Raw genomic sequence first — 15,412 nt, forward strand, 5'->3', positions numbered from 1 at the left:
GACGGGAACCGACCCGACGGCCATCTTTGTCCGAATCGGACGCCGGCCGGGCGCACTCTCGGCTGAGTGCCCACTAACTCCGGACCGCAAAGTCCACGCTCTTGCGCCGTTCATGGCTGCCAAGGTAGCGTTAATGGCGATAAACGTGGACCTCCTGCGTCCCCGTGAAAACGCCCCTACGGAGAGGGAACCGACGTGCACTACAACTTCGGGATCGAGTGGCTGAAGGCCTTCCGCGAGAGCGCAGAAAAGGTCTGCGCGCTGTACAACCGCGACGGGTTCGTCTTCGAGGACGTCATGCTCGATCAGCACAACATCAACGACTACGACGACCTGCTGCGGAACTTCGCGCCGTACGCCAACAAGGACCCCGAGAACGGGGTCGGCATCCACAACTTCCGGATCCGGTCGTACACGGGCGACAAGCGTTCGGGCCTGCTGCGCTGGGAGTGGGCCCCCGAGCACGCCGGGATGTTCCTCGGCCTGGACGTCGCGGGCAAGCCGTTCAGCACCCACGGCCACACCTTCCACATGTACAACGAGCAGGGCCTGATCACCCGCGAGTCCTCCTGGTGGGACGCGGCGGCCATCCTGCGCGCGGTCGGCCCGGTCAGCCCGACCAAGAGCCTGACCGGCAAGACCTCGATCCCGTCGGCCGAGGGTGGCAGCTACACCAAGGCCGGCTCGGCGATGGAGCACGCCCAGACCTGGTGCAACGCGCTCGGCAACGACGTCGCCGCGCTCCGGGCGATGTACGCGGACTACTTCACCCTCGAGTACACGAAGGTGGACGACCACGAGCAGGACTCGATCACCGACAGCGACATGCTGGCCAACGCGCTCGGCGGCATTTCCACCAAGGAGAACGGCACCTACACCTTCACCCCCACCGCGGTCTTCGAGGGCAACGGGCACCACCTGATCCACTGGAGCGTCACCATCGAGGGCGCCGAGACCTACCGTGGCCTGCCCGCGGGTGGCAAGACGCTGAAGACCATCGGCTCGACCTTCCACGAGCTCGACGCCGACGGCCGGATCCTGCTGGAGTCGACCTGCTGGGAGGACAACAACGTGTTCGTCCAGCTGGGCCTGCCGATCCTGCGGCCGCACTACTGGGAGGCCGACTTCGACATGGCGGCGTTCGTCGCCAGCCTCGGGGCCTGACCGACCAAACCTGCGACAGAGCGCATAACCAACTGTCGTAGAAAGCACTCTTTTCGCTCCGGCGCGGCCGCCTCGATAGTTTGGCGGCCGCGCCGGGGTTTTTCGGCGCGGAGCAGGGACAACCAGGAGGAGACGCGGGATGGCCACGAGCAGTCCGGTCCGGGTGCTGTGCATCGGGGGCTCGACGCGCCCTAACTCGAGCTCGGAGAAGGCGGTAAAGGTGAGCGCGGCCGCAGCGGAGGCCGGGGGCGCCGTCGTCGACCTGATGGTCAGCCGCGACCTGATGTTCCCGATCTACGACACCGAGACCGCGGACCGCACCGCGGAGGCGGAGCGGTTCGTCAAGGCGGCCCGCGCGGCCGACGCGCTGATCATCGCGTCGCCTGGGTATCACGGCTCGATGTCGGGGATGCTCAAGAACGTCCTCGACTACCTGGAGGACACCAACAAGGACGAGCGCGTGTACCTCGACGGCGTCCCGGTCGGCTGCATCGCCGTCTCCTACGGCTGGCAGGCCACGGTCTCCACGCTGCAGAGCATTCGCACCACGGTGCATGCGCTGCGCGGCTGGCCGAGCCCGTTCGGGGCGACCATCAACGCCACCGAGCCGATCTTCGACGCCGACGGCGCCTGCATCGACGACCGGGCCAGGTTCGGCCTGGAGACCGTTGCCAAGCAGGTGGTCGAGTTCGCGCAGCTGCGCAAGGCCGGCCTGCTGCCCGACGTCAGCGGCGGTAGCGTCTGATCCTGGTCTGTCCCGACCGGGCTTGGCACGTCGACAGGAGCGTGAGTGAGCGCGAACGCGCAGGTTCCCGTCGTGGTGCTCGCCCAGGGCCGCACCAAGACCGAGAAGGTCCTGATCCGCGACTGGGTCGCCAAGAACCACCGGGGTGCACCGATCGCCGACCTCGGCGGTGACACCGGCGTGGACACCCTCGCCGATGACACCCTGCTGGTGCCGGTACGGGTCACCTGGCTGTCGGTGTCGTCCAACTCGCGTCGGCCCACCGAGTTGCTGGCGCACCTGTCCCCGCGCCGCCCACCCGGGCCGCTGCAGGGCCCGCTGCTGCGTAACTCTCCCGGCCGGGCCGGCGTGGTCAAGGGCGAGCCCGCCACGGTGGGGGAGCTGCGCGAGCGGTTCGCGCAGGAGACCGGGAACGGGTCCTCCTTTGCCACCTTCGTCGCGCGTGCGGCCACGGTCGCGGTGGACCGGTCCGAACGTCGGCTGATCGGTGACCGCTACAAGGTGCCGCGTCAGGTGGTCGAGCAGATCACCGCGTCCTCGCGGTTCCGGGCCAAGATCGAGGAGCTCGCCGCCAAGCTCGGCAAGTCCGACGCCGAGGTACTGGCCGAAGCGCAGGAAGCCCTCAACGAACTCGTCACCGTGCAGAGCCCGGCGGCCATCGACGCGTTCCGCACCGTACTGTCCCCGATGCACTCCCGGGCGTGGAAGGTGCAGGTCGACACCTCGAACCTGGATCGGCTGCGCGGGCTGAACAAGGAGAAGGCGCTGGTCTTCCTGCCCGCGCACCGCTCCTACGTCGACCCGCTGGTACTGGCCGAGGTGCTGCACGAGCACGACTTCCCGCGCAACCACATGCTCGGTGGCAACAACATGTCGTTCTGGCCGATCGGGCCGCTCGGCAAGCGCGCGGGAGTCATCTTCATCCGGCGGGCGAGCGACAACGCCGCGGCCGAGGCGATCTACAAGTTCGCCCTGCGCGAGTACCTCGGGTATCTGACGGGCAAGAAGTTCAACCTCGAGTGGTACATCGAGGGTGGCCGCACCCGCACCGGCAAGCTGCGCCCGCCGAAGCTCGGGCTGCTGGCCTACCTGGTGCGCGCCCTGCAGGACGACCTCACCGATGACGTCGCGATGGTTCCGGTCTCGATCGTCTATGACCACATGCAGGAGGTCCGGGCGCTCGACGCTGAGCAGGGCGGGGCCGCGAAGGCGGCCGAGAGCACCCGCTGGCTGGCCCGGTACGTGCGCGGTCAGCAGCGGATGAGCGGCAACGCCTGGGTGCGCTTCGGGGAGCCGTTCTCGCTGCGCGAGGCACTCGCGCAGGCAGGGGAGGGGCCGGCCCAACTCGACAAGGTCGGGTTCAAGATCTGCGACGGCATCAACCGCACGACGCCGGTGACCTCCTCGGCCCTGCTGACCTTCACCCTGCTCGGCAGCCACGACCGGGCGCTGACGCTGCCCGAGGTCGGCCGGGTGCTGGCCCCGCTGTTGGACTACCTGGACACCCGTGGAATCCCGCGCACCGACACCGAGGCCTCACTGCGGGAAGAGGCCGGGCTGCGCAAGGCGCTCGACCGGCTGGTCGCGGTGGGCGTGGCCACCATGTTCGACGGCGGACCCGAACCGGTGTGGTCGATCCAGGCCGGGCAGCACCGGGTGGCCGCCTTCTACCGCAACGGCGCGCTGCACCACCTCGTCGCGCGGGCCATCACCGAGCTGGCCCTGCTGCAGGTGTCGTCCAAGTCGGTCACGGACTCCTCGATCGCCGAGGCCTGGGCCGAGGCGCAGCGGCTGCGCGACCTGCTCAAGTTCGAATTCTTCTTCCCGCCCACCGAGCAGTTCCGCCAGGACGTGCTCAAGGAGCTCGAACTGCTCGACCCGAACTGGGAGTCTCAGGAAGGGCCGGACGCGGGGGCGAAGATCCTCAGCTCGTCCGGGTTGCTGCTCGCCCACCGGACGCTGCGCTCGTTCCTGGACGCGCAGATCGTGGTGGCCACCGCCTTGGCCGAGCGGGACCCCGCGATCGAGGTCGTCGAGGGCCCCTTCGGAGACCAATGCCTCGGCCTCGGCAAGCAGATGCTCCTGCGCGGACGGTTGCACCGGGCCGACTCGGTGTCCCGCGAGCTGTACACCTCGGCGTTGCGGCTGGCGCGCAACCGCGGTCTGCTTGAGACCTCCGGCACGGAGGCCGTCCAGGCCGCGCGGCACGACTTTCTCGCCGAAGTCACCTACGTGCTCGAACGACTCAGCCGGATCGACCGGCTCGAGGCAGATCTGCTCGAAGAGGTACTGGGATGACTCTGGACAAGCAGCTGGCCGACATCTTCAGTGCGCCGCGCGGGCCCGAGATCGGGGCCTTCTTCGACTACGACGGCACGATCATCACCGGCTACTCGGCCACGACTTTTTACAGCAGGCGTCTGAAGGACTTCGACATCGGTCCGCAGGAGCTGGCAAGGACGCTGCTGCTCTCGATGCGGGGCATCCACACCGAGGAGGACTTCGGCGCCCTGCTCGACCTGGCGAGCAACGCCTGGAAGGACAAGACCGAGGAGGAGATGGAGAAGCTCGGCAAGAAGCTCTTCACCTCCGAGATCGCCGGCAAGCTCCACACCGAGGTGTGGGAGATCGTCGAGGCGCACCGGGCGATGGGTCACACCGTCGTGCTCGCCTCCTCGGCCACCCGCTTCCAGGTCGAGCCCATGGCGCAGGCGATCGGCGCGGACCACGTCCTCTGTACCCCGCTTGAGTCGGTCGACGGTGTCCTCACCGGCAAGACCGGCGGCACCCCGCTGTGGGGCAACAACAAGGCCCAGGCCGTGATCGACCTGGCCCGCAGCAAGGGCATCGACCTGCACGCGTCCTTCGGGTACAGCAACGGCGACGAGGACGTGCCGTTCCTGTGCGCGGTCGGCCACCCGATGGCCGTCCAGCCGGACAAGGGCCTGCGTGAGGAGTCCGAGCGGCGCGGCTGGCCGGTGTTGGACTGCATCCCGCGGGGCAAGCGCCCCGGCGTCGCGGACATCGCCCGCACCGGCGCCTTCTACGGCGCGTTCGCCGGCGCCTTCGTCGCGGGCCTCGGTGCCGGCCTGATCAACCGAAACCGCCACCAGATCATTGACGTGACCACGACCATCGCCACCGACCTCGGCTTCGCCCTGGCCGGCATCGATGTGAAGGTGATCGAGGGCGCCGAGCACCTCTGGTCGCACCGGCCCGCGGTGTTCATCTTCAACCACCAGAGCAACATCGACGCCGTGGTCGCGATGAAGCTGGTCCGCAACAGCTACACCGGGGTGGCGAAGAAGGAAGCGAAGAACATCCCCGGCTTCGGCCAGCTCTTCCAGATCGCCGACGTCGCCTTCATCGACCGGGGCAATGTCGCGGACCCGCGGGCCGTCATGCAACCGGTGGTCGACCGGCTCCGAGCCGGCCTGTCGATCGTGCTCTCCCCGGAGGGCACGCGCTCGCCGACCCCGCGCCTCGGGTCGTTCAAGAAGGGCGCATTCCACATCGCGCTGCAGGCCCAGGTGCCGATCATCGCCATGGTGATGAAGGGTCAGAACGAGGTGCTGTGGCGTGGCTCGCAGGTAATGCGGCCGGGCACGATCGAGGTGGTCGTGCTGCCGCCGATCGACACCTCGCAGTGGAAGATTTCGACGATGTCCCGGCACACCGCGGAAGTGCGGAACATGTTCCTGCACACCCTCTCGCACTGGCCCGGCCGCCCAGCCGCACCCGAGCTGGAGCCCGACGTGACTCCTGGGCCTACCTCGTGACCACCGCGGCCGAGGCGCCGATGGCCGGCGCCGAGTGGGGCGGCGGCTCGGACGTGATGAACGCGTTCGAGGCCCTGATGTGGCGGGTCGAGGACGCCTCCCCGGTGCGTTCGACCTGCGTGGGCATCGAGCTGCTCGACGGGACGCCGGCGTGGGCCGACGTGGTCGAGGTGCACCACCGCCTGACCCGGCTGATCCCGCGGCTGCGGCACCGGGTGGTGTCCCCGCCGATGGGGCTCGCGCCGCCGCGGTGGGCGGAGGACCCGAACTTCGACCTGCACTACCACCTGCGCCGCACCAGCGTCCGCGAAGGCGGTGGCTGGGCGGACCTGCTGCAGTCCGCGGAGAAGGCCGCGATGCGCGGCTTCGACCGGGCTCGCCCGCCGTGGGAGGCCGTGCTCTACGAGGGCATGCCCGACGGCAAGTCCGCCTATGTGATCAAGCTGCACCACTCGATCTCCGACGGCCTCGGGATCATGAAGCTGCTGACCTACCTCCACCCGCCGGCCGGCCGGGCCACGCCGCTGGGGCCCGAGCTCACCCCGCCGCCGGACAAGGTGATGACCCCGCTGGAGGCACTGCGCGCGCACGCCGTCGACGGCGTGCGTTCCACGCCGGACAGGCTGCGCAAGGCCGGCGGCACGGCGCTGCGGGCGCTGTCCAACCCGCCGGACTCCGTCCGCTCCTCGCTGCGCTACACCTCCTCGCTCAAGCGGGTGCTCTCGCCGCCCGCCGCGGATCCGTCGCCGTTGCTGGCGGGCCGCAGCACGAACTGGCGGTTCGCCGCGATCGACGTCGACTTCATGGCGCTGCGGGCGGCGGCCAAGGCGGTCGGCGCCTCGCTCAACGACGCCTACCTGGCGGCCCTGCTCGGCGGGTACCGGCTCTACCACGAGGCGATGGGCGTGCCGGCGCAGCCGGTGCCGGTCGCGATCCCGATGTCGCTGCGCAAGGCCGACGAGGCGAACGGCGGCAACGAGATCGGCAGCGCCCGGCTGGCCGGGCCGATGGACCTGGTCGACCCCGCGAAGCGGATGCTCGCGATCGGCGAGCAGGTGCGCAAGGCGCGGGCCGAGCCGGCCATGAACAACCCAGCGTGATCGCGCCCGCGATCGCCCGGCTGCCCTCCGGGGTGATCGCCCAGCTGGCCGGCGGGATGACCAAGGCCAACGACCTTCAGGCGAGCAACGTGCCGGGCCCGCGGGTGGACGTCTTCCTCGCCGGGGTGCGCGTCGAGCGGCTGTACGGCTACGCGCCGTTGCCGGGGTGTCCGGCGATGATCACGCTGGCCACGCACGGCCCGGTCGGCTGCGTCGGCGTCAACTACGACTCGGCCGCGTTCACCAATCCCACCGAGTTCATCCGGTGCCTGGTGGCCGGCTTCGAGGAAGTGCTCGCGATCGGCGGCGACGGCGCCCCGCCGGTGGTGGCCCGATGACCTCGTCCTCGCCTGCACCGCTGACCGACGGCCACGCCGGCGGCTCCGGGACGCCGATGGTGATGTTCCACGGCATCAACGGCTCCTGGCGGATCTGGCGCCCTGTCATTCCCGCCCTGGAGGCCCGGCACGCATTGTTCGTGCCGACCCTGATCGGGCACCGCGGCGGCCCCGAACTCGCGCCCGGTCCGAACGGGATCCGCGTGATCGCGGACGACATGGAGAACCGGATGGACAAGGCCGGGATCTCCCGGGCCCATCTGGTCGGCAACTCCCTCGGGGGCTGGCTGGCGCTGGAGATGGCCGCGCGCGGGCGGGGCCTGTCGGTGGTCGCGTTCTCGCCGGCCGGGACCTACAACAAGCCCGCGGATCTGCGCCGGATCGGGACGCTGCTCAAGCTGGCCCGGTCCAGCTCGGACCGCAAGTCGGTGGCCCGGCTGATGGCGAAGCCGCGAACCCGCAAGATGCTGCTGCGCAGCGCGATGCTGCGCGGCGACCTCGTCCCGACCGACGACATCGCGGAGATGAACGCCGACCTCAAGGCCTGCACCATGCTCGACGGCCTCCTGGAGTCGCTCAAGGTGACCGGCCCGACCCGGGAACTGGTCATCGCCGCCGACTGCCCGGTGCGGATTGCCTGGGCGGCCAGGGACCGCACCATCCCGTACAAGCGCTACGGCGCACCGTGGACGTCGGTCCTGCCCGGGGCGGAGATCCTCCAGCTGTCGGGGGTCGGGCACGTGCCGATGTACGACGATCCCGCGCTCGTGACCCGCACCATCCTCGAGTTCACCGACCGGGTCGACAATCCGTCGGCCGCTGCGTCCTAGCGAAGGAACCTGCATGACCGGCACCGACTTCGAGCTCACCGGCTCCCAGGGCACGATCGTGGTCCGCAAGGTGACCCCGATGGGCGCCAACCGTGTCGTCGTGCTCGCCCACGGCTTCGGTGAGCATTCCGGGCGCTACGCCCACGTCATCGACCGGCTGGTCGCCGACGGCGCGGTCGTGTACGCGCCGGACCACCGTGGCCACGGCCGTTCCGAAGGCCCGCGCGCGGTCGTCGACGACGTGGACGCGATGGTCGACGACCTCGACCTGGTCGTGCAGTCCGCCAAGGACGAGAACTCCGGGCTGCCGCTGGTGCTGATCGGGCACTCGATGGGCGGCCTGATGTCGATCCGCTACGCCCAGCGCTACGGCTCCGAGCTGACCGCCCTCGTGGTCTCCGGGCCGTTCCTCGGCAACCCGATGATGGCGCCGCTGCTGGACATGGAGGTGCTGCCCGACATCCCGATCGACCCGGCCGCCCTCTCCCGCGACCCGGCCGTCGGCGAGGCCTACGCGGCGGACCCGCTGGTCTACCACGGCCCGCTGATCAAGGAGTCCCTGGTCGGCATGTTCGGTGCGGTGGAGAAGGTCGCGGCCGGCCCGAACCTCGGCGCGCTCCCGGTGCTCTGGGTGCACGGCGAGGCCGACCAGCTGGCGAGCTACGACTCGGCCAAGGTGCTGATCGAGAAGATCGGCGGCAACAACCTGACCTCGGAGTCCTACGCCGGCGCGGCCCACGAGGTCTTCAACGAGACCAACTCCGGCGAGGTCATCGACGCCGTCGCCTCGTTCCTCTCCGACGTCGCCTGACGGCTGGTCAGTTCGCGCGGTTCACCAGTTCGTGGCGTAGCGGCGAACCGGCGAAGGTGCCGAGCATCCGCAACTCGGCGGCGAAGAACGTGAGCTCCTCGAGCGCCCGCGCCAGCGCGGGGGAGGAGGGGTGCCCGTCCACCTCGGCGTAGAACTGGGTGGCGGTGAAGTGGCCGTCCACCATGTACGACTCGAGCTTGGTCATGTTCACGCCGTTGGTGGCGAAACCGCCGAGCGCCTTGTACAGCGCCGCGGGCAGGTTGCGTACCCGGAAGACGAAGCAGGTCACCACGTCCCCGGCGTCGACCGGGACGACGGCCGGCTCGCGGGCGAGCATCACGAACCGCGTGGTGTTGTGCGCCTCGTCCTCGACGTTGCGCTCGGCGATCTCCAAGCCGTAGAGCGCGGCGGCCGGTTCCGGGGCGAGGGCGGCCGAGGTCGGGTCACCGGCCTCGGCGATCTCGCGGGCGGCGCCGGCGGTGTCGCCCGCGACGATCGGACTGAGCCCCAGCCGGCGGATCGCCTTGCGGCACTGGCCCAGCGCGTGGACATGACTGTGCACGGTGCGCAGCTTCTCGACCTCGGCGCCCGGCAGCACCATCAGATGGAAGTGGATCGGCAGGAAGTGCTCGCCGACGATGTGCAGGCCCGAGGTGGGCAACAGGTGGTGGATGTCGGCGACGCGGCCGGCCACCGAGTTCTCGATCGGGATCAGCGCCCGCTCGACGTCACCGTCGATGAGGGCGGAGAAGACGTCCTCGAAGGTCGCCATCGGCACGGCTTCGTGCTCGGGCCAGGCCTGGGCGCAGGCCAGCTGGGAGTTGGAGCCCTGTTCGCCCTGGTAGGCGATGGTGCCTGCCACTCAGTCCTCGACCTCCAGCAGCGCGATCGCCGCGTCGATCCAGATCGGCAGGTGCCGGTCCGCGGCGTGCTCGCGGGCATCGAAGGTGTAGGTCAGCGCGACCCCGCGCATCGAGGTGAACAGCAGGTCGCGCACCGCCGGGAAGTTCGGGTGGGCCGCGAGCTTCGGTCCGTACATGGCGGCGACGGTCTGCCGGATGGCCGCGCCGAGGCGGTGTTCCTCCGGGCGCAGCGTCTCGCGCAGTTCCGGCCGCGTGCGGCAGGCGACCCAGAGCTCGACCGCGGCCCAGAAGTAGGGCTGATCGAAGGTCTCCCAGCACCGCGTCGTGGCTGCGACGACCCGCTCGCGGTCGCCGCCGGGCACGCCCGAGGGATTGGCGGGGAACTCGGCGCCCCACTGCTCGCCGTCGATCAGGCGGTTCATCGCGAGGTGCTGCGCCGCTGCCACCAGCAGGGCGTCGCGGGAGGGGAAGTGGTGCAGCAGCCGGCCGCGGGAGACCCCGGCCCGGGCCTGGATGGCCAGCGTCGTGGTGTCCGAGTAGCCCTTCTCGGCCAGGCAGTTCACCGCGGCGTTCAGGATCAGCGCCCGGCTGTCCGCGCTGCGGTCGACCCGACGCCGGGGCGTGCCGTCGCTGGGGGTGGTGTGCGCGGCGTCGGTCACGTCGTCAGCGTAGTGAACGACGGGGGTGGTTCGGGGCAAGGCGCTACCCCTCGAAAGGCCGCGAGATATCCCGATCGGCGCGCTGAACACCCCTAGGGGCAGATGTGATCTGATGCACGCGTCACCGATGCTGCTCGGGCGGAGGTTGCAGGTCATGTCCCCGGGCAGGCAGCCGACCGGTCTACCCAAAGGAGCAGCTCAGCATGGCTTTCTTCGCCGACGCCAACGAGGTCGACAAGTACATCGGCGGGGTTTTCCGCGCCGCCGCAGACCACCCCGAGTCCGGTCCGAAGTTCAAGACCGCTGACCTGATCATGAAGGTCATCTACACCGACCCGGACATCGAGATGAACATCCTCATGCGTGACCCGATGCAGGTCGTCGCCGGTCCCATCGACGAGGAGGCCGACGTCACCCTGATGATGCGCGCCGACACCGCGGACAAGTTCTGGCGGGGCGAGTACAACCTCGCGGTCGGCATGGCCAAGGGCGAGGTCAAGGCCAAGGGTCCGGTCAACAAGATCCTCAAGCTCGTGCCGCTCACCAAGCCGCTGTTCCCGATGTACCGCGAGCTCATCGCCGAGAAGGACGCCCAGGGCTGAGCCAGGCTCCTGGAGCATCCTCTCCCCGCGAACTGAAGCCGTGCCGGCGCGGCGCCGGGTCCATCCCCACCCGGCGCGGCCCGGCAGGTGCGAAACAATCGCTCGGGCAGATAGTCTGGACTGACTGTCCAGCTGTTCTGAAGCTCAGTACCCGGTCGTTCAGGAGGCAACGCAGATGTCCACCATGCGCGCGGTGATTCTCAAGCGACCGCACGAGATCGCCGTGGAGGAGATCGAGCTCATCACCGATCTCGCTCCGGACGAGGTCCTGCTCAAGGTCGAGCTGAGTGCCATCTGCGGTACCGACATCCACCCCTACGAGGGCCGGATGGAGGTCGAGGACGACCTGCGCCTCGGGCACGAGTTCCTCGGCACCGTGGTCGACGCCGGCGTCGGCGTGCAGCTGTGGTCCGCGGGCGACCGGGCGGTCGCCTCCTGCGTCGTCAACTGCGGGTTCTGCCACATGTGCCGGCGCAACCAGCCGGGCGCGTGCGTGGGCCTGCGGATCTTCGGCCTGGGGCTGACGACCGGCGGGCTCGACGGCGGCCAGGCCGAGTACGTCCGCGTCCCGGCCGCTGACCTGTCGATGCGGCGCATCCCCGAAGGCGGCGCCGGTACCGATGAGGACTACCTGATGGTCGGCGACATCCTGACCACCGGCTACGAGGCGGTGCGTGCGCACTACACGCCGGGAGACGTCGTCGCGGTCGTCGGCGCCGGGCCGGTCGGCCTGTGTGCGGCGATGTCCGCCCAGGTGCTCGGCGCGAGCAAGGTCATCCTGATCGACAAGATCGCCTCCCGCCTCAAGGAGGCCGAGGCGTTCGGTGCGATCGCCGTGAACGCGGACGAGACGAATCCGGTGGACGCCGTCCTGGATCTGACCGAGTGGCGCGGCGCCGATGTCGTCGTCGATGCCGTCGGCCACCCTTCGGCGCTCGCGACGGCCATCCGCCTGCCGCGCGCGGGTGGGTCGCTGGCGATCCCCGGCGTCTACAACGAAGAGACCCTCGAAATGCCCTGGGGCGAGATCTGGTTCAAGGGCATCAAGATCTCCGGTGGTGCGGGCAACATCACGCGCTACATGGATGAGGCTCTCGCGCTCGTGGTCGAGGGCAAGCTCAACCCCGGCCGGATGGTCTCGCACCGGATGCCGCTCTCCGAGGCGGCCGAGGCGTACCGGATGTTCCACGCCCGCGAGGCGATGAAGATCGTGCTCGACCCACCTGCTGACCCTCCGTCAGTTCCCGTCCCGGACCAGGAGAGAAGCCCATGACCGCCGAGTACCAGCTTCCCGATATCGACTGGGACGACGATCAGGAAGACTTCATCCCGGCTACGAACGAGAACAAGCCGGAGTACGACACCATCGACGTCTCGTCCAAGGCGTTCTGGGCCCAGTTGCTCGAGGACCAGGACAAGTCCTTCGCGACCTTGCGCCGGGAGCGCCCGGTGTCCTGGCAGCGCCCGGTCGAGGACGCGGTCATCCCCGACCCGGACGACCCGGGCTTCTGGGCGCTGACCCGCCTGGCGGACATCCAGAAGGTCAGCCGCGACAACGAGACCTTCATCTCCGGCCAGGGCGTGCTCTTCGACATGCTGCCGAAGATCTTCCTGGAGATGTCGCAGTCGTTCCTGGCGATGGACGACCCGCAGCACGCGAAGCTGCGCCGCCTGGTCTCGGCCGCCTTCACACCGAAGCAGGTCCGGCGCATGGAGGAGAAGGTCCAGGGCATCGCCAAGCGCTGCGTCGACGACATCATCGACAAGGGCAAGATCGACTTCCCGGTCGAGTTCTCCAGCCGGGTGCCCCTGATGACCCTCGGCGAGGTGTGGGGCATCCCGGAGCACCTGCGGGCGGAGACCGGCGCGGCCGCCTCCGACGCGGTGGCCTGGTGCGACCCCGAGGCCCTCGGTGACCGGGACCCGCAGGAGGTCCAGACCGAGGCGTGCGTGCGCCTGCACGACATCGCGGAGCAGATGATCTCCGACCGGCGCCGGGAGCCGCGCGAGGACCTCATGCAGGCTCTGATGGACGCCGAGGTCGACGGCGAGAAGCTCGACGAGGCCCAGATCGGGGCCTTCTTCGTGCTGATGTCGGTGGCCGGCACCGACACCACCCAGCACACCACGAGCTTTGCCGTGATGGGGATGACCCAGTTCCCGGAGCAGAAGGCCTGGCTCATGGAGGACTTCGACAACCGCATCGACCAGTCCATCGAGGAGTTCATCCGCTACGGGACCCCGGTGATGACCTTCCGTCGCACCGCGGTCAAGGAGACCGAGCTCGCGGGCCAGCAGATCATGCCCGGCGACAAGGTGGTCTTCCTCTACGCCTCGGGCAACCGGGACGACACCCTGATCGAGCGGCCCTGGGACCTGGACCTCACCCGGGACCCCAACCCGCACTGCGGATTCGGCGGGGGTGGGGTGCATTACTGCCTCGGGAACCAGCTTGCAAAGATGATGCTCCGGCACGCTTTGAAGGAGCTGCTCTTCCGGATCCCGGAGTTCAAGGCCGGCAACCCGCGGTTCATGGGCACGAATTTCATGCGGGCGGTCACCCACCTGGACTTCGAGTTCACGCCCGAACGCAAGGAGAAGTAGATGAAGATCGTCGTCGACTACGTGAAGTGCACCGGCCTCGGCATGTGCGAGGCCGAGGCGCCGGACCTGTTCGAGGTCCAGGACGACGGCAGCCTGCTCGTGCTCAACGAATGCCCCGGCGCGGACCAGCTGGCGGCCGCCCAGGCGGCGGTCGACTCCTGCCCGACCGAAGCCCTCACCCTGGTGGAGGACTAGAACGCCGTGCGGAACGACCGCCTCGTCGTTGTCGGGGCCTCGCTCGCCGGTCTGCGGGCGGTCGAGGCGGCCCGGAAGTCGGGCTACGCCGGCCCGATCACGCTGATCGGCAACGAGCCTCACCTGCCGTATGACCGGCCGCCCCTGTCGAAGGCGTTTCTGGACGCCGGCGCGGACGTGGACGGGGCGCCGGTGCACCCGACGTTCCGCGACGAGGCCACGCTGCGCGACGAGCTCGACGTCGACCTGCGCCTGGGGGCGCCGGCCACGGCGCTCGCTCCCGCCGGCGCGGAGAGGCAGGTCGTCCTGCGGGGCGGCGACGCCGTGCCCTACACCCGGCTGATCATCGCGACCGGCGGCGACGCCCGGATGCTGCCGGGCGGTGACGAACTCGCCGGCGTGCACCTGCTGCGCACTCTCGACGACGCGATCGCGGTTCGCGCGGCGCTCGATGCCGGCGCCCGCACGGTCGTGGTCGGCGCCGGCTTCATCGGTAGCGAGGTGGCCTCAGCCGCTCGCAAGCGCGGGCTCTCCTGCACCGTCCTGGAGGCGCTGCCGGTCCCGCTCGTCCGGTCGGTCGGAGAAGCCACGGGCAAGGTCGCCGCGGAGCTGCACCGCAAGTACGGCACCGACCTGCGCTGCGGGGTCGGCGTCACCGCGCTCGAGGGATCGAGTCGGGTCGAGAAGGTCGTGCTCGACGACGGCACGGTGATCGAGGCGGACCTGGTCGTGGTCGGCATCGGGGTGCGGCCGGCCACCGGTTGGCTGCAGGGCTCGGGCATCGCGCTGCACGAGCGCGACGGCGGAATCCTGTGCGACGAGACGCTGGCGACCAGCCTGCCCGGGGTCTACGCCGCCGGCGACGTGGCGCACTTCCCGAACCTGCTCTTCGGCGGGCAGATGATGCGCGTCGAGCAGTGGACCAACGCCGCGGAGCAGGGCGCCCTGGCGGCCAGGAACGCCCTCGACCCCGAGAACGCGAAACCCTCCGCCGCGGTCCCCTACTTCTGGTCGGACTGGTACGAATCGCGGATCCAGTTCGTCGGCATCCCGCAGTCCGAGGAGATCCGGGTGGTGTCCGAGGAGCTGGGGGAGGAGAAGTTCCTCGCGCTCTACCGTCGGGGCGACCAGCTCGGCGGGGTACTCACCGTGGACCGACAGTCGCAGATCATGAAGTACAAGCGCCTGATCGCCCAGCAGGCGTCCTGGGCCGAGGGATTGGCCTTCGCCGGCGTCACCTCCTGAGCGTTGTTCAGTGTCGGCCATGCCTGAGGCACACGTCACTTCTGTGTGTTCTCTGACAGGACACGGGTACCTCTAGTAGCAGTCGAGACGAGGAGTGCCCGATGTCAGTCATGCCCGAGAGCGCCCATCTCAAGGGTCAGCCGCTGGTCAGTTCCGACGGCGAGACCGTGGGGACGATCGAGGACGTCTATGTCGATCCTGGAACCGGACAAGCGGAGTTCCTGGAGGTCAAGGCCGGACGCTTCCGTCCGAAGGTGCACTTCGTGCCGGTGGCACAGATGAGCGCCGAGGGCGGCGCGGTGAAGGTGCCCTACGACAAGGCCAAGATCGTCGAAGCGCCCAAGGTCGGCGTCGGCGCCGGTGGCGGTGAGTTGACCGGGACCGAGGAGGCGACTCTCCGGGAGTACTGGGCCATGCCGCCGCAGGAGAGCGCGCCGCTGTAGCCATGCCAGAGCTGGTTGAAGGGGCCGCCGGGAG

Annotated in this window: 16 protein-coding genes; 14 read left to right on the top strand and 2 right to left on the bottom strand. The window is 69.4% G+C overall.

Annotated features, from left to right (window positions below; all coding sequences use genetic code 11):
* Nucleotides 1-195: 195 nt before the first annotated feature.
* The 8 genes from H0X00_RS08745 to H0X00_RS08780 all read left to right on the top strand — a co-directional run bounded on the left by H0X00_RS08745 (nt 196) and on the right by H0X00_RS08780 (nt 8,767).
* Complete coding sequence (locus H0X00_RS08745) at nt 196-1,164, top strand: hypothetical protein (protein WP_293769120.1); 969 nt, start codon at nt 196-198, stop codon at nt 1,162-1,164.
* 139 nt (nt 1,165-1,303) lie between these two features.
* The gene (locus H0X00_RS08750) at nt 1,304-1,909 is read left to right on the top strand and encodes an NADPH-dependent FMN reductase (protein ID WP_293769122.1); all 606 of its coding nucleotides are present in this window, start codon (nt 1,304-1,306) and stop codon (nt 1,907-1,909) included.
* Between the two features lie 45 nt (nt 1,910-1,954).
* Entirely contained in the window at nt 1,955-4,207 is a 2,253-nt protein-coding gene (locus tag H0X00_RS08755; RefSeq protein ID WP_293769124.1) for a glycerol-3-phosphate 1-O-acyltransferase, read from the top strand.
* Nucleotides 4,204-5,688: an HAD-IB family hydrolase gene (locus H0X00_RS08760; RefSeq protein ID WP_293769125.1), complete on the top strand. Its 1,485-nt coding sequence runs from the start codon at nt 4,204-4,206 to the stop codon at nt 5,686-5,688. The genes H0X00_RS08755 and H0X00_RS08760 overlap by 4 nt, the downstream gene beginning before the upstream one ends.
* Nucleotides 5,685-6,788: a wax ester/triacylglycerol synthase domain-containing protein gene (locus H0X00_RS08765; protein WP_293769127.1), complete on the top strand. Its 1,104-nt coding sequence runs from the start codon at nt 5,685-5,687 to the stop codon at nt 6,786-6,788. The genes H0X00_RS08760 and H0X00_RS08765 overlap by 4 nt, the downstream gene beginning before the upstream one ends.
* A complete protein-coding gene (locus H0X00_RS08770) occupies nt 6,785-7,126 on the top strand; it encodes a WS/DGAT domain-containing protein (protein WP_293769129.1) in 342 nt (113 codons plus the stop codon). Before H0X00_RS08765 ends, H0X00_RS08770 begins: the two co-directional genes overlap by 4 nt.
* The gene (locus H0X00_RS08775) at nt 7,123-7,956 is read left to right on the top strand and encodes an alpha/beta hydrolase (protein WP_293769131.1); all 834 of its coding nucleotides are present in this window, start codon (nt 7,123-7,125) and stop codon (nt 7,954-7,956) included. The genes H0X00_RS08770 and H0X00_RS08775 overlap by 4 nt, the downstream gene beginning before the upstream one ends.
* A 13-nt stretch (nt 7,957-7,969) precedes the next feature.
* On the top strand, nt 7,970-8,767 hold the full coding sequence (locus tag H0X00_RS08780) for an alpha/beta hydrolase (RefSeq protein ID WP_293769133.1): 798 nt from the start codon (nt 7,970-7,972) through the stop codon (nt 8,765-8,767).
* A gap of 7 nt (nt 8,768-8,774) precedes the next feature.
* Here H0X00_RS08780 and H0X00_RS08785 read toward each other — a convergent pair whose 3' ends face one another.
* Entirely contained in the window at nt 8,775-9,629 is an 855-nt protein-coding gene (locus H0X00_RS08785; protein WP_293769135.1) for a prephenate dehydratase, read from the bottom strand.
* On the bottom strand, nt 9,630-10,289 hold the full coding sequence (locus tag H0X00_RS08790) for a TetR/AcrR family transcriptional regulator (RefSeq protein ID WP_293769137.1): 660 nt from the start codon (nt 10,287-10,289) through the stop codon (nt 9,630-9,632). It abuts the gene before it with no gap.
* A 203-nt stretch (nt 10,290-10,492) separates the two neighbouring features.
* On the opposite strand from H0X00_RS08790, the gene H0X00_RS08795 reads away from it, so the two are divergent.
* From H0X00_RS08795 to H0X00_RS08820, 6 genes are all read left to right on the top strand, one after another.
* Complete coding sequence (locus tag H0X00_RS08795; protein ID WP_293769139.1) at nt 10,493-10,891, top strand: SCP2 sterol-binding domain-containing protein; 399 nt, start codon at nt 10,493-10,495, stop codon at nt 10,889-10,891.
* 175 nt (nt 10,892-11,066) lie between these two features.
* Nucleotides 11,067-12,164 (top strand): alcohol dehydrogenase catalytic domain-containing protein, encoded by a 1,098-nt coding sequence (locus tag H0X00_RS08800; RefSeq protein WP_293769141.1) that lies wholly within the window; start codon nt 11,067-11,069, stop codon nt 12,162-12,164.
* A complete protein-coding gene (locus H0X00_RS08805; RefSeq protein WP_293769143.1) occupies nt 12,161-13,495 on the top strand; it encodes a cytochrome P450 in 1,335 nt (444 codons plus the stop codon). Before H0X00_RS08800 ends, H0X00_RS08805 begins: the two co-directional genes overlap by 4 nt.
* Nucleotides 13,496-13,690 carry a ferredoxin gene (locus H0X00_RS08810; RefSeq protein ID WP_293769145.1) on the top strand — a complete coding sequence of 65 codons (195 nt, stop codon included), beginning with the start codon at nt 13,496-13,498 and terminating at the stop codon, nt 13,688-13,690.
* A gap of 6 nt (nt 13,691-13,696) precedes the next feature.
* On the top strand, nt 13,697-14,935 hold the full coding sequence (locus tag H0X00_RS08815; protein WP_293769147.1) for an NAD(P)/FAD-dependent oxidoreductase: 1,239 nt from the start codon (nt 13,697-13,699) through the stop codon (nt 14,933-14,935).
* Between the two features lie 101 nt (nt 14,936-15,036).
* Nucleotides 15,037-15,378, top strand: a complete 342-nt coding sequence (locus H0X00_RS08820; RefSeq protein ID WP_293769149.1) for a PRC-barrel domain-containing protein — start codon at nt 15,037-15,039, stop codon at nt 15,376-15,378.
* Nucleotides 15,379-15,412 lie beyond the last annotated feature (34 nt).

This window comes from Sporichthya sp., from assembly GCF_013815995.1.
Classification (GTDB): domain Bacteria; phylum Actinomycetota; class Actinomycetes; order Sporichthyales; family Sporichthyaceae; genus Sporichthya.